Consider the following 22,154-nt stretch of genomic DNA (forward strand, 5'->3'; position numbering starts at 1 on the left):
CGCTGAAAGCGCCAGCTCGGACAGGGAGGCGGCCCGAGGGGAAGCGGCGAGTTATGCAGCAGAAACTGTACAACTCAGCCTGTAGGTTCTACCGTGGAGCGCATGAACGAGAGCCCGCGCACGTCGCCCTCAGCGGTTCAGGCTTCGCGAGAGGTCCGTACGGTCATCGGCCGGCTGCGACGCCGCATCCTGAACGCCGCCGAGGCCGAGGACATCACTTTTGGCCAGGAGTCCGTGCTGACCCGGCTGTCCGGCAGTCCGGGCAGCACGGCCAGTGAGCTCGCCACCGCCGAGGGCGTGCGCCACCAGTCGGTGACGGCGACGCTCGCGTCGCTCGCCGCCCTCGGGCTCGTGGAACGCCGCCCCGACCCCGGTGACGGGCGCCGCCTGCTGGTCGCGCTGACCGAGGCGGGGCACCAACGGGTGGCGGAGGGACGCCAGACCCGCCAGGAATGGCTCGCCGCCGAGCTGCAGGAGCGGTGCACAGAGGAGGAACGGCAGGCCGTGATCGCCGCGATGGCCGTACTGGAGCGCCTCACCCATGACTGACCGGACGACAGCGGGGCGCGACCGCACCGCGACGGCGGGCTTCGACCGGCGGCTGCTGCCACCGATGCTGCTGGGCTCCGTCCTGAACCCGGTCAACTCGACGATCATCGCCGTCACGCTCATACCCATCGGCAAGGCGCTCGGCGCCCCGCCCTCGCAGACCGCGTGGCTGGTCTCGGCCCTCTACCTGGCCACCGCCCTCGGGCAACCCGTCGTGGGCCGACTCATCGACATCTTCGGGCCGCGCAGGCTCTTCCTCGTCAGCACCACCCTGGTCGGGGTCGCCGGTGCCATCGGCACCGTGGCGCCGAACCTGGGAGTACTGATCGCCTCGCGTGTCCTGCTCGGATTCGGCACCTGTGCCGGGTATCCCGCCGCGATGGCGCTGGTGCGCAGCGAGGCCAAGCGCACCGGGCAGGACAGCCCCGGCGGGGTGCTGACCGCCCTGGCCGTCGCCAACCAGACCATCGCCGTGATCGGCCCGCTGCTGGGCGGACTGCTGATCGGGCTGGGCGGCTGGCGCACCACGTTCGCGCTGAATGTGCCCCTCGCGGGCGCGGCCGTACTGCTGGGGCTGCTCCGGCTGCCCAGGGAGGCCGGCACCGGGGAGTCCCCGCAGCGCGGACGTATCGCCGCCCAGCTCGACCTGCCCGGGATGGCGCTGTTCGCCGCGACGCTCGTCTCCCTGCTGCTGTTCCTGATGAACCTCCATCTGCGTGACTGGTACCTGCTGGCCATCGCCGCCGCAGCGAGCGCCGCGTTCGCGATGCGGGAGCTGCGGGCGCCCACCCCGTTCATCAACCTGCGGGTGCTCGGCGGCAACACGCCGCTGCTGGCCACCTACGGGCGCGCGCTGGTCGCCTACGTCGTCTCCTACGCCTTCCTCTACGGGTTCACCCAGTGGACGGAGGAGGGTTTCGGGCTCTCGCCCTTCCATGCCGGGCTCGTCCAGATCCCGATGTTCCTGGTGGCCATAGGCGTCTCGGTCCTCACCGGGCGGCGCAAGGGGGTGCGCGGCAAACTGATCGTCGGCGGGCTCGGCCAGATCGCCGCCTGCGCGGTGATGCTGACGCTCACCGGGGCGAGCCCGGTGTGGACGCTGGTACTCGTCGCCCTGATATTCGGCGTCCCGCAGGGGCTGAACAGCCTGGCCCTGCAGAACTCGGTCTACTTCCAGGCCGATCCGGAGCGCACCGCCTCCTCGGCCGGGCTGCTGCGCACCTTCGCCTATGTGGGCTCGATGGTCGCCTCCTCCACGGCAGCCGCCTCCTTCGGCCGGCGCGTGGACACCGGAGGTATGCACCACCTCGCCTGGATCATGCTCGGCGCGGCCGTGCTCTACCTCCTGATGACCGTGTTCGACCGCACGCTCAGCCGCGCGACGGACAACGGTGCCCCGGCCGCGGCGCCGCGAGCGCGTTGACCGCCCGTCGCAGGCTCAACCCGAAGAAAGGCCCGAACCATGTCCCGCACCGCGCTGCTCGCGATGGATCTCCAGCTCAGCCACCTCGGCCACATGCCCGCCGACTACCTGCCCCACGCCGTGCGCGCCCTCGGCACGGCCCGCGCCGCGGGAGTGCCCGTCATCCACGTGACGCTCCGGCTGCGCCCCGGCCATGCCGACGCCCATCCCCGTAACAAGACCTTCGGATCGCTTGCCTCCCACCTCTTCACCGCCGACGACCCGGGTGCCGCGATCCACCCGGACGCCGCCCCGGCCGAGGGTGAGCTCATCGTCCACAAGAACCGCGTCAGTGCCTTCGCCGGCAACAACCTCCAGCAGATACTCGCCGTCCAGGACATCGGTCATCTCGTGCTCGCCGGGGTCTCCACGGGCGGCGTCGTCCTGTCCACCGCGCTCCAGGCGGCCGACCTCGACTACCGGGTGACCGTCCTGTCCGACGCCTGCGCCGATCCCGACCCCGCGCTGCACCACACGCTCGTGAACGACCTCCTCGCCCGCCGCTGCGAGACCGCCACCGTCGCGCAATGGGCTCTCGCACTCAAGAACTCCTGAGCGCACCGGGGCTCGGGTCTCCATAGAATGTGAGCGACCGCCCCGCCGTTGACGACCGCTCACGGCGCCCGCCCCGGCCGAGGGAAGACGCAACGGTGTACCAGCCCGACGAGTTCGCATTCACCGAGACCGGCCGCCGGGCCCCGGCGGCCGCCCGGCGCCCGGGTGTTCCCGCGCTGTGGATCGTGGACGCGCAGCAGGAGGGCGGGCGGGCGCAGGAGCTGGCCCCTGGCATCCTCGACGCCGAGGAGCTCGCGCGGGCCGGGAATCTGGCCGTCGAGGCCGACCGCTTCTGCTTCCTCGCCTCGCACGTGGCGCTGCGGATGCTGCTGGGGGCGCGGCTCGGCATCGCCCCCGACGCCGTGCGGCTGACGCGGGAGCCGTGTCCGTCCTGCGGCGGGCCGCACGGCCGTCCCGCGACCGACGGCGGCGTGCACTTCTCCCTGTCGCACACCCGGGGCGTCGCGCTGCTCGCCCTCGCGGACGAGCCGGTGGGGGTGGATGTGGAACGCGCCCCGGAGGAACGGGTCGTGTCGGAGATCGGGGACCAGCTGCATCCGGCGGAGCGCCGAGAACTGGCGGCGCTGCCCGCAGAGGAGCGGCCGGCCGCCTTCGTACGGGCCTGGACCCGCAAGGAGGCGTATCTGAAGGGCACCGGTATCGGGCTGGCCGACGGGATCTCGCACGACCACATGGGGACCGGCCCGGTTCCGCAGCCGGGGCCCGCGGGCTGGACCGTCACCGATGTCGCGGTCCCCCTCGGATACGCGGCGGCGGTCGCCGTCCGCACGGCGGGGCGCCCGCCCGCCCACGAAGACGACCGGTGAAGATGGCCCGGCGGGCAGATCGCACCGACCGACCGATACGGAGGAGTGGCAGATGCCGCACACACGAGCCGGACAGCAGGCGCGCCCCGAGGACCTGACCGATGTGGCCCGGCTGGTGACGGCGTATTACACGCTGCACCCGGATCCGGCCGAGGCGGGCCAGCGGGTGGCCTTCGGCACCTCGGGGCACCGGGGTTCGTCGACGGCCACCGCGTTCAACGAGGACCACATCGCCGCGACGAGCCAGGCGATCAGCGAGTACCGGGCCGTGCAGGGCACGGACGGGCCGCTCTTCCTCGGGGCCGACACCCACGCGCTCTCGGAGCCCGCGCGGGTCACCGCCCTCGAGGTGTTCGCGGCGAACGAGGTGAGCGTTCTCATCGATTCCGCCGACGGTTACACCCCGACGCCCGCGGTCTCGCACGCCGTCCTCACCCACAACCGCGGCCGTACCTCGCACCTGGCCGACGGTGTGGTGGTCACACCGTCCCACAACCCGCCCGGTGACGGCGGGTTCAAGTACAACCCGCCGAACGGCGGTCCGGCCGGGTCCGCGGCGACCGGCTGGATCCAGGAGCGGGCCAACGAGATCATCGCGGGCGGGCTCAAGGACGTCCGCCGGGTGCCCTTCACCCGCGCGCTGGCGGCGCCCTCGACCGGGACGTACGACTTCCTCGGCAGCTATGTGACGGACCTTCCGTCCGTGCTCGACCTCGACGCGGTGCGCGCCGCCGGGGTGCGGATCGGCGCCGATCCGCTGGGCGGGGCGTCGGTCGCGTACTGGGGCCGCATCGCGGAGCAGCACCGGCTCGACCTGACCGTGGTCAATCCGCTCACCGACCCCACCTGGCGGTTCATGACGCTGGACTGGGACGGCAGGATCCGGATGGACTGCTCGTCCCCGTACGCGATGGCCTCGCTGATCGGGCAGCGCGACCGCTTCGACATCGCCACCGGCAACGACGCCGACGCGGACCGGCACGGCATCGTCACCCCCGACGCGGGCCTGATGAACCCGAACCACTACCTCGCCGTCGCCATCGACTACCTGTACCGGCACCGGGACCGGTGGCCGGCGGGAGCGGGCATCGGAAAGACCCTGGTGTCCTCGGGAATGATCGACCGGGTCGCCGCCGGTCTCGGCCGGCAACTGGTCGAAGTGCCGGTCGGATTCAAGTGGTTCGTGGACGGTCTGGCCGACGGGTCGCTCGGATTCGGCGGCGAGGAGTCGGCCGGGGCCTCGTTCCTCCGCCATGACGGATCGGTGTGGACGACGGACAAGGACGGCATTCTGCTCGCGCTGCTCGCCTCCGAGATCCTCGCGGTGACGGGCGAATCGCCGTCCGCTCACTACGCCGCGCTGGTCTCCCGGTTCGGTGAGCCGGCGTACGCCCGGATCGACGCCCCGGCGGACCGCGAGCAGAAAGCGGTGCTGGCGCGGCTCTCCCCCGAGCAGGTCGGCGCCGACACCCTCGCGGGCGAACCGGTCACGGCCGTGCTCACCTCCGCGCCGGGCAACGGTGAGGCGATCGGCGGAATCAAGGTGACGACGGAGAACGCCTGGTTCGCCGCCCGGCCCTCGGGCACGGAGGACGTCTACAAGATCTACGCCGAGTCCTTCCTCGGCACCGAGCACCTCGGCCGGGTCCAGGAGGAGGCCAAGGCCGTCGTCTCGGCCGCCCTGGACAGCTGACCCCGACGCACCCCGGCGCGGCAGCGGTCCCGCTTCACCCGTCCGGCCCCGCACGGTGGCGGGCCGGACGGGAGGTGCGCAGGCTGTCCCGAGAGCCGCCGATTCGCTGGGACGGCGGAGCCTGATGGGGGTGCGACGTGTCGGACGCCGGTGGAGCGGTCCCTGGGACGACCACGGGCGACGTCATGTCGGTAGCACTCCTGGACGCCTTGTTCAGCCAGTCCGCGGTGGGCCTGCACGTCCTGGACACGGAGCTGCGGGTGGAGCGCGCCAACCCGCTGTCCGAAGCGGTCGACGCCGATCAGATCGTGGGACTGCACTTCACCGAGGCGTACTGGTTCGACGATCCGGCCAGGGCCGAACTACTGCTGCGCGGCGTGCTGGAGAGCGGCCTGCCCGTGCTCGACCAGGTGATCCGGGGGCGGCTGGCGCGCGCGCCCGGCCCCAGCCACAGCCTGCGGGTCACCCTGCACCGGCTGGACGACCCCACGGGGCGGCCCCTCGGGGTGCTGGCCGCGGTCGTCGACATCAACGAACGGGAGAAGGCCCGCGCCCGAGCGGACTGCCTGACGGCCGTGCGCAGGGAGGTGGGCCACTCCCTCGATGTGGCGGCGACCTGCGAGGGCCTGGTCGCGGCCCTGGTGCCTAGGTTCGCCGACTTCGCCGTGGTCGAGGTGGTGGACGAGGTCCTGCGGGGCTCGCCCCCGCCGGCCGGTCCGCTGGGGCGCGAAGTCCCCTTGCGCCGGGCGGCGCAACGGGGACCCGGTGGCGACGGCATGGCCGGGGACATGCGGCGGCTGCCGGAGCGCACGCCGTTCGCGCTCGCCGTCACGGACCTGCGCCCCCGGCTGTCCCCGCTCGGCCCGGACACCCCGTGGCTGGCCGCGGATCCGGACAGCGCGCGGATGATCGAGGTGTCCGGGGCGCACTCGCTGATCGTGGTGCCGCTGAAGCTGCACGGCGCCGTGCTGGGCCTGGTGAGCCTCTACCGGTTCCGCGGAACCGAGCCCTACGACGAGAACGATGTCGCGCTCGCGCTGACGGCGGCCGCCCACGCCGCGCTGAGCATCGAGAACGCCCGGCGCTACGAGCGCGACCACGTGATCGCGTCCACCGTCCAGCGCAGGCTGCTCCCCCCGCACGACCGTGCCCGGGTCGCCGTCGAGACCGCGCACATCCTGCTGCCGGGGCGCAACAGCGGCTGCTGGTTCGACACGGTCGGGCTGTCGGGTGCGCGTACCGCGCTGATCATCGGCAATGTCGAGGGACACGGGCTGCAGACGGCCATCACCATGGGGCAGCTGCGCACCGTCATCCACGCGCTGGCCGGACTCGACCTGGAGCCCGACGAGGTGCTGGCCCGGCTCAACGACACGGCCGACCGGCTGGCGCGCGAGCGCAGGTCGCTGCCGCCCGGCGACTCGCTGCACAACCAGTCCCTGACGGCGACGTGCATGTACGCGGTCTACGACCCGTTCACCCGGACGTGCACCGTGGCGCGGGCGGGGCATCCGGCGCCGGTGGCCGTCGGACCCGACGGCAGCCCGGTGGTCCTGGACGTGCCCGAGGGGCCGCCGCTCTTCTCCGACGACAGCGCCCCCTTCGCCACGGCGACGGTCCGGCTCGACGAGGGCAGTGTGCTGGCGTTCCTCACCGGTTCACTGCTGCCGGACGCCCGGTCCGTGGCCCGGGTACAGGAAGCGCTCGCCTTTCCGGACCGCCCGCTGCGGCAGCTGTGCGACGCCATCGTCTACAGCCTGCCGGCCGGCGCCCGTCCCGACGGTGCCGCGCTGCTCCTCGCCAGGACCGGGGTCGTCCCGCCCGACCGGGTCGCGACCTGGGAACTGGCCCACGACCGGACCACGCCCGCCATGGCCCGCACGCTCGTCCGGGACCGGCTGGAAGGGTGGAACCTCGACGAGGAGACGATCGAGGCGACCGAACTCATCGTGAGCGAGCTGATCACCAACGCGGTCCGCTACGGAACCCCGCCGCTGCAGCTGCGTCTTCTGCTGGACCGCACCCTGACCTGCGAGGTCCACGACACCAGCCCGATGGCGCCCAACCTGCGCCACGCGCGCACCCTGGACGAGGGCGGTCGCGGCCTGTTCATCGTGTCGCAGCTCGCCACGCACTGGGGCACCCGGTACGGCGCGGAGGGCAAGGCCCTGTGGACCGAACAGGAGGTCCCCGCTCCGGAGGGCGGCTCCTGACGGCACGCTGTCCGGCCCCGGGGAGACGGGTGCGGCGCACCGCGGCCGGGGTGGGCCGTGGTGCGCCGCGGTCAGGAAGCCGGCACCGGCCCCGGATTCAGGGACGGCCGGTATCGGTCAGCGGCGGCCGCCGTGGTGACGGCCCCAGGACTTCGAGTCGACCTTGTGGCCGCGTGCGTCCTTGAGGGTCGCCGTGTCGCTGTTGTCCCAGACGTAGCGGCGGAGGTCCTGGTAGACGTCGTGGCTGTTGTCACGGCCGACACCGGTGTGCACGCGCACCGAGGAGCGGCCCGCCAGCCGCAGGTCGAAGCGGTAGGTGCGGTGGCTCTCGTCGCTGAGGGTCCAGCCGCGCAGGTTGACCGAGCCGCGGCCGGTGTTGGTGACGGTGACCCATTCACCGTTCAGGCTGCGGTTCGATCCGTTGTCGCGGCCGGGGCTGTCGTACTGGATCTTGCCCAGGACGACGGACGGGCGCGGGGCCGGCTTGCTGTGGCCGTGGTCGTGACCGCGGCCGTGGCCGTGGCCGTCTGCTGCCGCCGGAAGGGCGGCGGCGGCCAGGAGCGCGCCGGAAGCGAGAACGGTGGCGGTGATCCGCCGTGCGGAACGGGACATGAAGACCCCTCAGATGCAGGCCGGGACTGTGCGGTCCGGGCGTTGTCCGGTCCCGGCGTGGTGCCGGGAAGCCACACTGTGAACCTGTTGCCCGTTGCGTGGACAGTGCCCGGGTACGTGTTACGAAGTGCGGACATTTCCGTCACACACGGATGCAGGAGCCACCCACCGAACCCTCCGGGTACCTGTCAATCCCTGTCCGTTGCACCCACCCGTACGGCGCCGGGTTGACGGGGCCGGGCACCTCCGCTCCCCCGCCGTCGCGGGCCCGCACCCGGTCCGTGAATCCGGTCCCGGAACCTGTAACAGTCACCGCACGAATAGACCTGAACGTCCGTTCCGTTACCCCCGGAAGTACGCACGGAGGTTCACTCGAACACGTGATGAATCGGGGTTCACGACCCGGCGGGTGCGGGGTCCGCGGCGGGGCGCCTCCCGGACCGGCCGAGCAGGACCACCGAGCACACGGCGGCGAACGCGCACCAGGTCGAGACGAACTCCAGCCGCCACAGCGCGGCGCAGACAACGGCCCCGACCGCGGCCAGCCCGCCGAGCCACCTCAGCCACCGGTCGCCGGACATCAGCAGCGATCCGACGGTGGCCAGGAGATAGCCCGCGACGAGCAGCCCGGGGAACGGCAGGTCGAGCACATAGCCCAGGGTGTGCCCCCGGATCTGCGCGGTCACCGGCCGGTCGGCCAGGCCGTATCCGAGCGCGGTGGAGGTCGCGGCTCCGGCCGCGAGCGGCACCAGCAGCCGGCGCCGGGCGTGCGGCGGCGCGGCGCACAGGACGCCCGCCGGCACCCAGAGCGCCAGCAGCGGCAGGGCGATGACCGCCCAGGCCACGGTCGCCGGGCCGGTGCCGCCCTGCGCACGCCACACCGCGGACTCGATGATCTGATGGGCGCCCAGCAGCAGCGGGAGCGCGGCGAGCGGGAGGTCCCGGACCCGGCGGGTCCGTAAGACGCAGGCGGCGCCGACCGCCGCGATGGCGGTGCCCGCCACAAGGTCGGCGGTCGCGCTCCAGCACATGGCGTCACCCGGGGGTCTCTCGTTCGCGTGAACCGGTCCACTCGCCGGTCACGCTACGGCCCCGGCAGCGGGCGCGACAGATGACACGGCCGCGCGCGGTGAGGCTCAGGCCGTCGCGTCCGACCAGGCGTAGGGCGGCGGGACCGGACCGTCGGGGTGGACCGCGCCGGCCTCTCCGAGTTCCCGGTCGGCCACGCTCATCAGCTGGGCCGCGACATCGCGCATCGCACGGCTCGCCGCGAGTTCGTCGCCGATGGTGGGCACATCCGGGTCCTGCGGGCTGCAACGGGCGACCCCGTGGCCGGTGAGTCTCGCCGTGCCGGTGTCCAGCACCGCCTCCGCCGTGGTCGCACCGTCCTGCTCGGACAGATCAACGTGGACCGTCCACTCCATCGTCCGGCTCATCGCGCACCTCCCGGCCCGCGCCGGCCGCCGTGCGACGCCGCCACGCGGGTTCCCTCCCAGCATCCACCCAACCGGCGCACCCCGCGCGCTGCGGCCACCGGGGACGGCTCGGACTGCGCGGATCACCGCGCCGAAATACGATGAGCGGAGCCTCGTCCGGAACAGCCGGCGCGTGGCCCCGTACCGGATCCGAAGCGTTGACCTCCCGGATCGTCCGCCACGACAGACCCTGTGGTGCGGCTCGCCACCACACGCACTGGGGAGCGGCCCATGAACCGGCGTCGTCCTCCCCGCTCGGCCAGTGCCGAGGAGCTGCTGACCACGCTCCAGCAGCTCACCTCGCGGGCGCGCCGCGAGGTGGAGCTGCACCAGGCACGGGTGGAGCTGGCGGAGGCGCTCCAGCGGGAGATGCTGCCCTCGTCGCTGCCCGATCTGCCGGGGCTGCAGACCGCCGCCCGGTACACGCCCGCGCGCAGCGGTCTGGACATCGGGGGCGACTGGTACGACGGCTTCCTGCTCCCGGACGGTTCGCTGGCGTTCGCCATCGGGGACGTACAGGGGCACGACGTCGAGGCGGCGGCCTTCATGGGCCAGATCCGGATCGCGATGCGCGCGCTGGCCGTCACCGCGGCCGATCCGGGCGAAGTGGTCCGGCGGACCAATGACCTGCTGCTGTCCGTGGACTCCGGTCTCCTCGCCACCTGCACCTTCGTCCGGATAGATCCGTTCACCCGGGAGCTCCAGAGCGCCCGTGCGGGACATGTCGCCGCGGTGTGGGCCACGGCGGACGGGCGGGCGGGCACCACCGAGGACGAGGGCGGTCTGCCGCTCGGGATCCAGGCCGGTGAGGAGTACCCGGTCACCACCCGGCGCCTCACGACCCCCGGCGCCTTCGTGCTGCTGACCGACGGGGTGATCGAGGGCCCCTCCTACTCGATCGACGAGGGGCTGGACGCCGTGGTGCGGCTGGTGAGCTCACGGGTCGGCGACGACGCGGACGAGCTGGCCGACGCGATCCTGGGAGCGGCGGAGCGCACCGGGCACGAGGACGACGCCGCCGTACTCGTCGTGCGGCACGACGCGTTCCCCGCCGCTCCCGGATGACGTGGTGATCCGGCTGGTGCGTGTCACGCCACCACCGCCGACCGGGTCCGGTGTCTGATGAGATCTGATGAGAACCGTGATCCTCAGCGAGGAAAACCGGCGCAGGGCCGTGGCACTGCTGCGCATCCTGGCCGTCGCCGCCGCCTACTTCGTGTCCGGCGGCCTGGGCCTGCTGAGACAGGTCACCGTCCACGGCGCGGTGGTCACACCCCTCTGGCCGCCGACCGGCATCGCTGTGGGCTGCCTGCTCATCATGGGCCTGCGGATCTGGCCCGGGATCGCCATCGGCTCGCTGATCGTCATCGCCACCCTCAGCGGCTCTGTGACACCGTCGACGGCGGCCGTCGTGGCGGGCAACACGCTCGCGCCCGTCTGCGCCTGCCTGATACTGCGCCGGGTCGGCTTCCGGGCCGAGCTGGACCGGCTGCGCGACGGGGTCCTGCTGGTCTTCCTGGGTGCGCTGGCCGGGATGGCGGTCAGCGCGACCATCGGCAGCGCCATGCTCGCGGTGGACGGCAAACTGCCCGCCAGCGGGTTCTGGACGGTCTGGGTGGCGTGGTGGGCCGGGGACGCGATGGGGGTGCTCGTGGTCACCCCGCTGGTGCTCGTGGTGCTGCGCAAGGCGCGGCTGCCCCGGATGTCCGACCGGTGGATCGAGGCCGGTGCGCTGCTGGTCGTCACGGTCGCGGGTGCGCTGGTGGCCACCCGGAGCCCGCTGTCGATGCTCTATCTGGTGTTCCCGATCCTCATCTGGGCGGCGCTGCGGTTCCAGCTGGCGGGCAGCGCGCCGTGCGCGCTGCTGGTGTCCGTCCTGGCGGTGGTGGCGGGCACGGAGCAGGTGGGGCCGTTCGCCGGACACGGCATGACGGAGGTGATGATCAACCTCACGGTCCTCAACGGGGCCGTGGCGCTGACCTCGCTGCTGCTGGCCTCCGTCGTGGCGGAGCAGCAGAACATCCGCCGCCGGATCGAGCGCGCCTGCGAGGAGCTGGCCGATGTGGTGGACCATCTCGCGCCGGGCCGCTCCGCGGCCGCCTGGCCGTCCCGGGCGAGGGACGAGCGCGAGAGCCGCTGACCTCCGCCGCGCCGGGCGTCAGCCCGGGAAGTGCCGGTCCAGGAAGTCGTTGCGGAAGGTGCCGTGCGGGTCGTACCGGGCCATCAGCTTCTCGAAGTCCGCGTACCGCCCGTACAGGGTGCGCAGGACGTCGGGGGCGGTGGTGAACACCTTGCCCCAGTGCGGCCGCGCGCCGAACGGGGCCAGCGCCTCCTCGATCTCCCCGAGCACCGGCGCCACTGCCGCGGTGTCCGGTATCCAGGTGAAGTGGAAGGCCACCGAGTCCCGGCCGGACGCCGGGCTCAGCCACAGCTCGTCACCCGCGACACTACGGATCTCGGAGATCTGGAGCAGCGGGGCGATCCGGTCCCGGAGCCTGCCCAGCGCCCGGTAGGCGGCCGCGGCGTCCTCGCGGGCCACGAAGTACTCCGACTGCAGCTCGTCCCCGTTGCTCGGGGTGAACTCCATCCGGAAGTGCGGCAGCCGGTGGTGCCAGGCGCCCGCCGCACCCTGCTGCCGGGTGCAGTTGCCGGCCGGCACACCGGGGATGGGGTGGCGCGGACCGTCCGCGAGCCGTGCGCCCAGCCACTCGGCCGGCATCTGCCGCGCTCCCCCGCTGCCGACCCGCTGTTTGAGCCACACCTGGCCGACCGGTCCCGGGCGCCAGTCGGTGAACACGCTGACGCTGTACGCGGCCGACATCACCTCGTCGAAACCGCCGGTCAGCCGGGACTCGGGCAGGTCCTCGTACACCCACTGCTGTACGTCGAAGGCCGGGACCACGTCCAGCGTCAGCCGGGTCACCACGCCCAGCGCGCCCATGGCGACCACCGCTCCGGGGAAGTCCGCGTCACCGCGTCGCAGCGAGACGGTTCCGCCGTCCGCCGTGACCATGTCCAGTGCCCGGACGGCGCCGGCCAGCGAGCGGTTCCCGGCGCCGGAGCCGTGGGTTCCGGTCGAGCAGGCGCCGGCCACCGAGATGTGCGGGAGCGAACCCAGGTTGTGCAGGGCGAAACCGCGCTCGTGCAGTTCCCCGGCGAACTCACCGAAGCGCAGCCCCGCGCCGACCGTCACCGCTCCCGCGCCCGGGTCGATCTCGACCACCCGCGGCAGGCCCGCCACCGAGACCAGGTCCCCGGCGGTGTCGGCCACGGTGTTGAACGAGTGCCGGGTGCCCAGGGCGCGCAACGCGGTCGAAGCGGCCACCGTCTCCCGCAGCTCGGCCTCCGAGCGAGGCACGCACAGCCGCCTCGCCCCGAACGTGACATTGCCGGCCCAGTTCTTCTCCGCGGGAGTCACCGTGCGTCCTCTTTCACTCGTGGCCGGGCGCAGTCCCCCGGCGGTGCATTCTCCCAGAAGGCGCCGCGGGCCCCTCGGGCGAGGCGGCAGCGCAGACCAACCAACCGACCACGTACAGTAGTTGGCGGTGCGCCGGTACATATCCGCACACCACCCGATTCCGGTGTGTCCCAAATACCAACACCCCCGCACAGAACCAGTGATCCAGCCCGGAACGGGACGAGTTCCGGCTCACACCGCATGTCTGAACTTCACTGGAACTCCAGCGAAATGGCACGTGTGTGGATATCGTGCACCGAGCGAGGGCGCATCCGTCAGTCCCCAGGATCGGCGGATGCGCCCCGTTTGTGGAGATGCAACTGTGACTGGGGGGTTCATGGGGCATGTCGAGCTACCCGAAACCGGAATGTCAGGGCCCGTGGGACTGGCGGGGGCGCCGCTTCCACGGACCGCTTCGAACCGGCCCCGCAGCCACGAGTTCGACCGGCTGCCGCAGGGCCCGACCGTACAGCGCGAGCGTTCTGCCCGGCCAGGGCCGAAGGGAGGGCCTGGCCGGTATCTGCCGCTGGTCGTCTGCTTCGACCTGCTGGGCCTCGGCGTGCCCGGCTGGCTCGTGCTGCGCACCGACGGCGAACCCCGGGCCCTGGCCGGTGCGGCCGCGGCGGCACTGGCCTGGTCGTGCGTACGGGCGGTGCGCGGCCGGTACGCACTCCGGGCGCCCGGCCGGCCTCCCGGGGCGCTGACCGCGTCCGGGGACTGGCTGCTGCTCATCGGTGTGCTGGCGGTGCTCTGGACCTTCACCGACCCGGCCATCGATCCGGCGTCGGCGGTGGTGGCGCTGATTCCCGGCCTGCTGGCGACGACGGCCGGGGCCGGGGTCCGCCGGCTGCCGGCGCGGGGGAAGCGGCGGACGGCCCGCAGGGTGCTGGTGGTCGGGGCGGCCGCAGGGGTGGACCGGGCGGTACGGCTGCTCGGTTCCCGCACGGATCACGGCTACCTCGTGGTGGCCGCCGTGCCGGTGGGGACGGCCGCGCTGAGCTGCGACGCCCCGGTGCCGGGCCGGCTCGCGCCCGCGCCGGCCGACGACGACGCCTCGACGGTGCTGGGCGCTGCCTTCGCGCACGAGGCGGACCTGGCGCTGGTGATACCGGGGCCGGAGCTCACGGAGGAGCGATTACGACGGTTGTCCTGGGGGCTCCACGACGGCGGACTGGAGCTGTCCGTGCTCTCGCACCTCTCGGAGATCGCGGCGGGCCGGGTCCGGCCGGCCTCGGCGGCCGGACTGACCCTGCTGCACATCGTGCCGCCGCTGCGGCGGGGGCCGCAGGCCGCGCTCAAGGCCGCGGTGGACCGGAGCGGCGCCGTCCTCGGCCTGCTCGCGCTGGCCCCACTGCTGCTGCTGGTCGCGGCAGCGGTCAGGTTCACCTCCTGCGGACCGGTCTTCCACCGGCAGATCCGCCACGGGCAGCACAGCCGGCCGTTCACCATGTGGAAGTTCCGCACGATGGTGGCGGACGCCGAGCGGCACCGCGAGCGGCTGGCCACGTGCAACGAGTCCGACGGGCCGATGTTCAAGATGCGCCGCGACCCCCGGGTCACCCGCGTGGGCCGGCTGCTGCGCCGCTCGTCCCTGGACGAGCTGCCCCAGCTCCTCAACGTCCTTCGAGGTGACATGTCCCTGGTCGGTCCGCGCCCGCCGCTGCCGGACGAGGTGTCCCGCTACGACGAGCGCGAGCTGAGACGGCTCTCGGTCAAGCCGGGACTGACCGGCCTGTGGCAGGTCAGCGGGCGCTCCGACCTGTCCTGGCAGGAGACCGTGTCGCTCGACCTCTGGTACGTGGACAACTGGTCGGTGGCCACGGACGTGGGACTGATGGCCCGCACGCTGCGGGCCGTCACCGACGGCCGCGGGGCGTACTGAGTGCGGCGGCGGACGCGGGGTACCGGAGGGTGCCGGGCGGGCGACGGCGTGACGGTGTCCGCCCGCCCGGCCGGGCGGGCGGGCCGCCGGTCAGACCTGGGCGCCCTGCTCCTGGAGCCACCAGGCGTAGGTCGCGGCGATTCCGTCGCGCAGCGCGATCCGCGGCGCGAAGCCGAGGGAGACCAGCCGGGACACGTCCAGCAGCTTGCGCGGGGTTCCGTCCGGCTTTCCGCTGTCCCATTCGATCCGCCCCTGATAGGACGTCACATCGGCTACGGTCGAGGCGAGTTCACGGATCGTCAGGTCCTCGCCGGAGCCGACGTTGACGGGTTCCTCGCCGTCGTAGCGTTCCAGCAGCAGCACACAGGCGGCGGCCAGATCGTCGACGTGCAGGAATTCCCGCCGGGGGCTGCCGGAGCCCCAGAGCGTGACGGCCGGAGCCCCGCTGCGCCGTGCCTCGTGGAAGCGGCGGATCAGCGCGGGCAGGACGTGCGAGGTCTCCAGGTCGAAGTTGTCGCCGGGCCCGTAGAGATTGGTGGGCATGGCGCTGATGTAGGAGGCGCCGTACTGCCGGCGGTAGGACTGGGTCTGCACGATCCCGGCGATCTTCGCCAGCGCGTACGCCTCGTTGGTCGGCTCCAGCGGGCCGGTCAGCAGGGCGCTCTCGGGGATGGGCTGCGGGGCGCGCTTGGGGTAGATGCAGGACGAGCCGAGGAAGAGCAGCCGCCCGACGCCCGCCGCGTGCGCCCCGGCGATCACGCTCAGCTGGATCCGCAGGTTCTCCTCCAGGAACTGCACCGGGTAGGTGCTGTTGGCCATGATCCCACCGACCTTGGCGGCGGCCAGCACCACGGCGTCCGGCCGGGCGTCACGCAGAAAGGCCGCGGTGCGCCCGGCGTCGCACAGGTCCAGGCGGTCGCGGCCACGAGTGACCACCTCGTGGCCTTCGGCGGTGAGGCGGCGCACCACCGCAGAGCCCACCAGACCTCGGTGGCCGGCGACGAACACCCGGGCGGCGGGCCGTAGCAGGGACGGGACGGATTCCTGGGAAGGGCCGGGGAGATCAGTCGTCATGGCTCGGATTGTGCCAGCAGCTGCATGACGCGGTGACGTTTTACCGCAGATCGCTCAAACTCTGAAATTTCGACGGCCAACAGCCTCTCGGGCGACCACAGAAGGGGGAGACGTGGCGAAGACCGCGCTCATCACCGGCGTGACCGGACAGGACGGTTCGTACCTGTCCGAGCTGCTGCTCCACAAGGGATACACGGTCCATGGACTCATCCGCCGTTCGTCGAGCTTCAACACCGAGCGGATCGACCACATCTACCAGGGCCCGGAGGAGGAGGACCGCTCCTTCGTCCTGCACCACGCCGATCTCGCGGACGGGGTCGCCCTGGTGAACCTGCTGCGCGACATCCGGCCCGACGAGGTCTACAACCTCGGCGCGCAGTCGCACGTCCGGGTCTCCTTCGACGCGCCGCTGTACACGGGGGACATCACCGGGCTCGGCACCACCCGCCTTCTGGAAGCGGTGCGCGCCAGCGGCATCGACACCCGGGTCTACCAGGCGTCCTCCTCCGAGATGTTCGGCGCCAGCCCGCCGCCGCAGCACGAGCGGACGCCGTTCCACCCGCGCAGCCCGTACAGCGTCGCGAAGGTCTACTCGTACTGGTCGACGGTCAACTACCGTGAGGCATATGGGATGTTCGCGGTCAACGGGATCCTTTTCAACCACGAGTCCCCGCGCCGGGGTGAGACCTTCGTGACCCGGAAGATCACGCGCGGGGTGGCCCGGATCAAGGCGGGGCTCCAGACGCGGCTGCATCTGGGGAACCTGGACGCGGTCCGCGACTGGGGTTACGCCCCCGAGTACGTGGACGCCATGTGGCGGATGCTCCAGTGCGACACCCCGGACGACTACGTGGTGGCCACCGGCGAGGGGGCCAGCGTCCGGCAGTTCCTGGAGTACTCCTTCGAGCATGCCGGTCTGGACTGGCGCGAGCACGTCCGGTACGACGCGAAGTACGAGCGACCCAGCGAGGTCGACGCGCTGATCGGGGACGCCTCCAAGGCGGCGGAGCTGCTCGGCTGGAAGCCGGCCGTGAAGTCGCGGGAGCTGGCCCGGATCATGGTCGACGCCGATATCAGGCAGCTGGCCGACCAGCTCACCGGGGCCGCGGTGCGGGTGGACCGGTGAGCGGCCCCGGAAGCCCGGGGCTCACCCCGGACGGCCGGAACGTCACCTACGACTCCCGGCCCTCGCTCGCCCCGACGGTGCTGGGGACCATCTCCGGCGCGACCGCCGTCTCCACCGGCTACTCGGTGGAGCTGGACGCGCCGGCCCTGGGCGGGGCCCCGGGCTCCGCCTACTCGTCCGCCCTGACCAGCGACGGAGCGGACTCGCTCCGCATCCGGTCGGGCGACGTCTCAACCGCGGCCCACCGGCCGCAGCTCGTTCTCACCTTCGGAGCTGAATGATGAACGAAAGTACGGGGCGCAGATCCCGTGGCCACGGCCGGGTGCGGGCCGCGGCCGCCGCGCTCTGCCTGCTCGCCGGGGCCCTGGGCGCCGCTGCCGGGGGCTCTCCGGCAGCGGCGCTCACCCCTCCGGTCTCGCTCACCGCGGACGACCTCTCCACCTGGCAGACCAACGGAATCGTCTGGTCGATGGCCGCGACGGACAACGGGGTCGTCTACGCGGGCGGCACGTTCTCCACCGTACGGCCGCCGGACGCACCGGCCGGTACGTCCGAGCAGCCGGCGGTGAACTTCGCCGCGTTCGACGCCGCGACCGGTGCGCCGACCGGTTGCAAACTGTCGTTCACGCAGTCCTCCGGCACCGCGACCGTGCGGGCCCTGACCCTCTCCCCCGACGGTGAAACCCTCTACGCGGGGGGCCAGTTCGCCTCGGTGAACGGCGTCGGGGTGAGCAACATCGCGGCCATCGACACGGCGAGCTGCACTCCGCGCACGAACTTCAAGGTCGCCGTCTCCGCGACGGTACGGGCGCTGGCCGTCACCGACGACACGGTGTATCTCGGCGGTGACTTCAACAGTGTCGCGGGGCAGACCCGGAACAAGTTCGCCGCGGTCACCACGGCCGCTGCCCTGAAGCCGTGGAAGGCCAACACGGATGAGGTCGGCCGGGCCGTCCAGGTCACTCCCGACGGCAAGCACGTCGTGATCGGCGGCGACTTCTTCACCGTCAACGGCACCACGTCGCACGCGCTCGCGGTGGTGAACGCGACGACGGGCGCCCTGGACAAGAGCTACCCGGGCTTCATCCCGAACACCTCGACGGTGCAGGACCTCACCGCGGACGCCACCAAGTTCTACACCGCGAACGAGGGTACCGGGGGCGGTGTCTTCGACGGCCGGATCGCGGTGGACCTGGGAACCTTCCAGCAGGTCTGGCGCGACACCTGCCTCGGTGCCACCCAGGCCATCCTGGTGCACAGCGGGGTTCTCTACAGCGGCAGTCACGCACACGACTGCTCCTCGATGGGCGAGTTCCCCGACCAGCCGCGCAAGCATCTGCTGGCCCAGTCCGTGGACGATCCCAAGCTGCTGCCGTGGTTCCCGGACACCAACGACGGCATCGGGGAGCCGGTCGGCCCCCGGGCGATGGCCCAGACCGACAAGGGCGGCCACCACTACCTCTGGGTGGGCGGCGAGTTCACCACCGTCAACAGCTCACCCCAGCAGGGGCTGACCCGCTTCGCCGACGGACCCGACACCGGGGCGCCCTGGGTGCCCAACGTCAGCGTCTCCACGGTCGCCGCGGGCAAGGTGGACGTGAACTGGCAGACGAGCTTCGACACGGACGACGGCGAGCTGACCTACCGGATCTACAAGGACGGCGCGAGCACCCCCGTGTACACCACGACGGGATACTCGGTGTTCTGGGACCGGCCGCAGCTGCGGTGGACCGACACCGCTGTCGCGCCGGGCGAGACGCACACCTACCGGATCAGTGCGAGCGACGGCACCAACACCAGCGCCAAGTCGCCCGCGGTGACCGCGACCGTGGCGGCGAAGGCCGAGGGCTACCCGGCCAGGGTGCTGTCCGACGGGGCGAGCCTGTACTGGCGCTACGACGAGGGCACCTCCACCTTCGCCGCCGACACCAGCACGGGCAGGGACAACGGCTTCCTGCGCAACACGCCCTCCTACCGGCAGACCCCGGCGGCCGTGTCCGGCCCCTCGACCGCCATCGGGTTCAACGGGTCCACGCAGTACGCGTACAGCAACCGGACCCACGACCAGACCTCGAAGTTCTCCGTGGAGACCTGGATCAAGACGACCACGACCCGGGGAGGGAAGATCATCGGCTTCGGTAGCAACACCCTGGAGACCAGCGGCAAGTACGACAAGCATGTGTACATGCTCAACAACGGGCGCCTCACCTTCGGCACCCACAACACCGGCGGCCAGACCGTCAGCACGACCGGGTCCTACAACGACGGCGCCTGGCACCACGTCGTCGCCACCCAGGGTTCCGGCGGCATGGCCCTGTACGTGGACGGGAAGCTCCGCGCCTCGAACGCGCAGTACACCAAGAACGAGGCCTATCCCGGCTACTGGCGGGTGGGCGGGGACAACCTGGCGACCTGGCCGAACCGTCCGACGAGCGACTTCTTCGCCGGCCAGATCGACGAGACCGCCGTGTACCCGACCGCGCTGACCGCTGCCCAGGTCAGTGCCCACTACGCCCTGAGGACAGGTGGATGAGACATCCGTTCCTGGCCGGCGCCGCCGCCGTGATCACGGCGGCGGCGCTGGCCGCCTGCGGCTCCTCCTCCGGCGGGGGCGGGGAGAAGACGGCCGGCGCCGGGTCCGCGGCCTCTGCGGGACCGGTGGCCGGCGCGCCCGCGGAGCCGGACGGCTCCGCGCAGGCCGGTCCGCGGGCCTCGCACTCCAGCGAGCCGCCCAAGACCCCGACCGACGAACTCACCCCGGCCACCGGCACGTTCACCAAGAAGCAGAAGAAGTACCTGGTCGACCGGGTGCCCAAGGGCATGGACCCGGCGGCGGTGCTCCAGACCGGACAGGCGACCTGCGACCGGCTGACGTATCTGGTCAAGGTCGACCGGGACATCGCGATCGGGGCCGTGGCCACGGGCGAGATCGCTGATGCCGAGCCCGCAGCCGGGCAGCTGTGCACCCAGCACAAGGAGCTGGTGGCAGAGGCCTCACGGGCGTACCCCGACGGCCGTTACGAGAGCGCACGGCTGCGGCCGGGCCGCTACCGCGATGTCTCACCGACGAAGAGCTGCGGCTGGGAGATCACCGGGGCGAACGGCAAGGTCCTGGCGTCGGGCTCGTCCGACGACGGGAAGCGCAGCCGCATCACGATCCCGGCGGCGGCCACCGCCTTCACCTCCACAGGCTGCTACGCCTGGCTGCCCGAAGGAGGCAACGGATGAACAGGCTGCCGATAGCCGTGGCCATCCCCACGAAGAACGAGGGGCTCAACATCGCGGAGGCGGTGAAGTCGGTCCTCGGCCACTTCGAGGCGGTCGTGGTGGTCGACTCGCACAGCACGGACGACACGGCGAAGATCGCCGCGGAGTGCGGGGCCGAGGTCGTCATGTACACCTGGGACGGCGGGCATCCCCGGAAGAAGCAGTGGTGCCTGGACCATGTCCGCACGGACCTGGACTGGATCCTGCTGCTCGACGGCGACGAGCGGCTGAGCCCCGGTCTGCTGGCCGAACTGCGGCAGATCTTCGCGGATCCGGACACCCCGAAGCCCGCGGCGTACGACATTCCGCTGGGGTACTGGTTCTCCGGGAAGCGGCTGCGGCACGGCTACACCATCCGCAAGCGGTCGCTGACCGACCGCACCCGCAGCCGGTACCCGGAGGTCGGGGATCTCGACGCACCCGGCATCGGTGAGGTCGAGGGCCATTACCAGCCGGTCGCTCAGAGCGCCGGGGCCCTCCGCAACCCGATCGAGCACCAGGATCTCGACCCGGTGACCGCCTGGTTCGAACGGCACAACCGGTACTCGGACTGGGAGGCGTGGCTGGAGCACCATCCCGAGGTCAAGGAGCAGGTGCGCAGGGTCAAGTCCCGCCAGGGGCAGCTGTTCCACAAGGCGCCGTTCAAGCCGCTGGTGTCGTTCGCGTACATGTACGTGTACCGACGCGGCTTCCTGGACGGGCGGGCGGGCCTGGACTTCGCCCTGGCGATGAGCTTCTACCGGTGGCAGATCGCCCTGAAGTCACGCGAGGCGCCCGCTCCTTGAGTCACCGGCGGTTCCGGCGGACCACGTCCTCGTAGGTCCGCCGGAGCGTCCGGGTCACGACGTCGATGGTGAAGTCCGCACCGACCAGCTCCCAGGCCGCCTGTCCGGCCTCGGCGTTGGCCTTCGGCTCCAGCAGTTCCAGAATGGCCCGCGCGACCTTGTGCGCGTTGGCCCCGTCCTCGCCCACCCGGCTGTCGATCACCCGGCCCGCACCGGCCCGCGCGACGTCGGGCCCGAGGCCGCAGGTGCGGGTGATGACCACGGGGGTGCCGACGGACATCGCCTCCAGGACCGAGACGCCGAGGGGTTCCTCGATGGACGGGAGGACGTACACATCGGCCTGCCGCCCCGCCGCGAGCACCTCATCGTGGCCGAGCGGTCCCACGTGGTCGAGCGAGTCCAGCACACCCAGCTCGCGGGCCAGCCGGAGGGTGCCGGGCAGGGCCCCGGTGTCCGGTCCCGCCAGTACGAACCGGGCGTCCGGGTGCTCGGCCAGCACGGCGGGCATCGCGGCGACGAAGTCCTGCGGGCGCTTTCGCTCCTGTATCCGGGCGAGGAAGAGCACCGTCGGCGGCCGCGCGGGGTCACGGGCCGGCTTGCGCTCCTGCGGCTGAACGCCGTTGACCAGGCGCACGGTCCGGGTGAGCGGTACCGGCGCCGCGACGGCGTTCACGTCGACGCGCTCGGCCTCCGTGAGGTGCAGCACGGCGTCCGCCCGGCGCAGGACCCTGCGTACGCCCAGCAGATCGGTCAGCTGCGCGACGCGGTTCTCTGTCGGGTCCACCATGCCGTGCGTCTGGACGATCAGCGGGGTCCCGGACGCCAGTGCGAGCAGGGCGGCGGGCAGCGTCACCAGATCGCGCATCAGATGTACGTGGACGATGTCGGCGCCGCGCATCATCCGGCGCGCGGCCAGCAGCAGCGGCCCGGAGGTGATGCCGCTGACCTCGAACCGGGGCAGCAGATGGCGGGCCTGGTAGAGGTGGGCGGGCACCCCCTCCACGAGGGTCGGCAGCGGGCCCGCGAAGCCGTCGCCGAGCGCCATGATCCGGGCGTCGTCCCCCGCGGCGCGCTGGACCCCGGAGAGATTCAGGGCCACCCGGGTCGGACCGCCGAAGGCGTGGTCCGGGGTGTGCAGTGTGACGACGTGCAGGATCTTCACCAGGGTTCCCCTCGA

General features: G+C 72.1%; 20 protein-coding genes. 14 read left to right on the forward strand and 6 right to left on the reverse strand.

Annotation, left to right across the window (positions count from 1 at the left end; genetic code table 11):
* Positions 1-102: 102 nt before the first annotated feature.
* From OG892_RS02280 to OG892_RS02305, 6 genes are all read left to right on the forward strand, one after another.
* A complete protein-coding gene (locus OG892_RS02280; RefSeq protein ID WP_073738021.1) occupies positions 103-549 on the forward strand; it encodes a MarR family winged helix-turn-helix transcriptional regulator in 447 nt (148 codons plus the stop codon).
* The gene (locus tag OG892_RS02285) at positions 542-1,972 is read left to right on the forward strand and encodes an MFS transporter (protein ID WP_328868085.1); all 1,431 of its coding nucleotides are present in this window, start codon (positions 542-544) and stop codon (positions 1,970-1,972) included. The genes OG892_RS02280 and OG892_RS02285 overlap by 8 nt, the downstream gene beginning before the upstream one ends.
* A 39-nt stretch (positions 1,973-2,011) precedes the next feature.
* Positions 2,012-2,566, forward strand: coding sequence for a cysteine hydrolase family protein (locus tag OG892_RS02290; protein ID WP_371628320.1), 555 nt, complete (start codon positions 2,012-2,014; stop codon positions 2,564-2,566).
* A gap of 95 nt (positions 2,567-2,661) precedes the next feature.
* Positions 2,662-3,393, forward strand: a complete 732-nt coding sequence (locus tag OG892_RS02295) for a 4'-phosphopantetheinyl transferase superfamily protein (RefSeq protein ID WP_073738024.1) — start codon at positions 2,662-2,664, stop codon at positions 3,391-3,393.
* A gap of 52 nt (positions 3,394-3,445) precedes the next feature.
* Positions 3,446-5,086 (forward strand): phosphoglucomutase (alpha-D-glucose-1,6-bisphosphate-dependent), encoded by a 1,641-nt coding sequence (gene pgm / locus OG892_RS02300; protein WP_073738025.1) that lies wholly within the window; start codon positions 3,446-3,448, stop codon positions 5,084-5,086.
* A gap of 185 nt (positions 5,087-5,271) precedes the next feature.
* Positions 5,272-7,299, forward strand: a complete 2,028-nt coding sequence (locus OG892_RS02305) for a SpoIIE family protein phosphatase (RefSeq protein ID WP_328868081.1) — start codon at positions 5,272-5,274, stop codon at positions 7,297-7,299.
* A 117-nt stretch (positions 7,300-7,416) separates the two neighbouring features.
* On the opposite strand, the gene OG892_RS02310 is transcribed toward OG892_RS02305, so the two are convergent.
* The 3 genes from OG892_RS02310 to OG892_RS02320 all read right to left on the reverse strand — a co-directional run bounded on the left by OG892_RS02310 (position 7,417) and on the right by OG892_RS02320 (position 9,347).
* Complete coding sequence (locus tag OG892_RS02310) at positions 7,417-7,911, reverse strand: lamin tail domain-containing protein (RefSeq protein ID WP_073738027.1); 495 nt, start codon at positions 7,909-7,911, stop codon at positions 7,417-7,419.
* Positions 7,912-8,306: 395 nt separating this feature from the next.
* Complete coding sequence (locus OG892_RS02315; protein WP_371628321.1) at positions 8,307-8,942, reverse strand: DUF6629 family protein; 636 nt, start codon at positions 8,940-8,942, stop codon at positions 8,307-8,309.
* 105 nt (positions 8,943-9,047) lie between these two features.
* On the reverse strand, positions 9,048-9,347 hold the full coding sequence (locus OG892_RS02320; protein WP_371628322.1) for a DUF1876 domain-containing protein: 300 nt from the start codon (positions 9,345-9,347) through the stop codon (positions 9,048-9,050).
* A gap of 270 nt (positions 9,348-9,617) precedes the next feature.
* Here OG892_RS02320 and OG892_RS02325 point away from each other — a divergent pair, with 270 nt between their 5' ends.
* Together OG892_RS02325 and OG892_RS02330 are read left to right on the forward strand one after the other, a co-directional pair.
* On the forward strand, positions 9,618-10,451 hold the full coding sequence (locus OG892_RS02325) for a PP2C family protein-serine/threonine phosphatase (RefSeq protein ID WP_073738030.1): 834 nt from the start codon (positions 9,618-9,620) through the stop codon (positions 10,449-10,451).
* A gap of 76 nt (positions 10,452-10,527) precedes the next feature.
* The gene (locus OG892_RS02330) at positions 10,528-11,526 is read left to right on the forward strand and encodes an MASE1 domain-containing protein (RefSeq protein WP_328868528.1); all 999 of its coding nucleotides are present in this window, start codon (positions 10,528-10,530) and stop codon (positions 11,524-11,526) included.
* An 18-nt stretch (positions 11,527-11,544) separates the two neighbouring features.
* Here OG892_RS02330 and OG892_RS02335 read toward each other — a convergent pair whose 3' ends face one another.
* A complete protein-coding gene (locus tag OG892_RS02335) occupies positions 11,545-12,804 on the reverse strand; it encodes an FAD-binding protein (protein ID WP_371628323.1) in 1,260 nt (419 codons plus the stop codon).
* A 406-nt stretch (positions 12,805-13,210) separates the two neighbouring features.
* On the opposite strand from OG892_RS02335, the gene OG892_RS02340 reads away from it, so the two are divergent.
* Positions 13,211-14,725: a sugar transferase gene (locus tag OG892_RS02340; RefSeq protein ID WP_328868078.1), complete on the forward strand. Its 1,515-nt coding sequence runs from the start codon at positions 13,211-13,213 to the stop codon at positions 14,723-14,725.
* Positions 14,726-14,815: 90 nt separating this feature from the next.
* On the opposite strand, the gene OG892_RS02345 is transcribed toward OG892_RS02340, so the two are convergent.
* Positions 14,816-15,799: a GDP-L-fucose synthase family protein gene (locus tag OG892_RS02345; RefSeq protein WP_371628324.1), complete on the reverse strand. Its 984-nt coding sequence runs from the start codon at positions 15,797-15,799 to the stop codon at positions 14,816-14,818.
* Positions 15,800-15,911: 112 nt separating this feature from the next.
* Between OG892_RS02345 and gmd the strand changes: the two genes are divergently transcribed.
* From gmd to OG892_RS02370, 5 genes are read left to right on the forward strand one after another with little or no spacing between them, the layout of a single operon-like run.
* Entirely contained in the window at positions 15,912-16,925 is a 1,014-nt protein-coding gene (gene gmd / locus OG892_RS02350) for a GDP-mannose 4,6-dehydratase (protein ID WP_073738034.1), read from the forward strand.
* Positions 16,922-17,206 carry a hypothetical protein gene (locus OG892_RS02355; RefSeq protein ID WP_242436831.1) on the forward strand — a complete coding sequence of 95 codons (285 nt, stop codon included), beginning with the start codon at positions 16,922-16,924 and terminating at the stop codon, positions 17,204-17,206. Before gmd ends, OG892_RS02355 begins: the two co-directional genes overlap by 4 nt.
* Entirely contained in the window at positions 17,206-19,458 is a 2,253-nt protein-coding gene (locus OG892_RS02360) for a LamG domain-containing protein (RefSeq protein ID WP_371628325.1), read from the forward strand. The genes OG892_RS02355 and OG892_RS02360 overlap by 1 nt, the downstream gene beginning before the upstream one ends.
* Entirely contained in the window at positions 19,455-20,153 is a 699-nt protein-coding gene (locus OG892_RS02365; RefSeq protein WP_073738036.1) for a hypothetical protein, read from the forward strand. The genes OG892_RS02360 and OG892_RS02365 overlap by 4 nt, the downstream gene beginning before the upstream one ends.
* The gene (locus OG892_RS02370; protein WP_328868074.1) at positions 20,150-20,977 is read left to right on the forward strand and encodes a glycosyltransferase family 2 protein; all 828 of its coding nucleotides are present in this window, start codon (positions 20,150-20,152) and stop codon (positions 20,975-20,977) included. Before OG892_RS02365 ends, OG892_RS02370 begins: the two co-directional genes overlap by 4 nt.
* Before the next feature lies 1 nt (position 20,978).
* On the opposite strand, the gene OG892_RS02375 is transcribed toward OG892_RS02370, so the two are convergent.
* Entirely contained in the window at positions 20,979-22,139 is a 1,161-nt protein-coding gene (locus tag OG892_RS02375; RefSeq protein WP_328868073.1) for a glycosyltransferase, read from the reverse strand.
* Between the last annotated feature and the right edge of the window lie 15 nt (positions 22,140-22,154).

The sequence above is a fragment of the Streptomyces sp. NBC_00341 genome, assembly GCF_041435055.1.
In the GTDB taxonomy this organism is placed as follows: Bacteria; Actinomycetota; Actinomycetes; order Streptomycetales; family Streptomycetaceae; genus Streptomyces.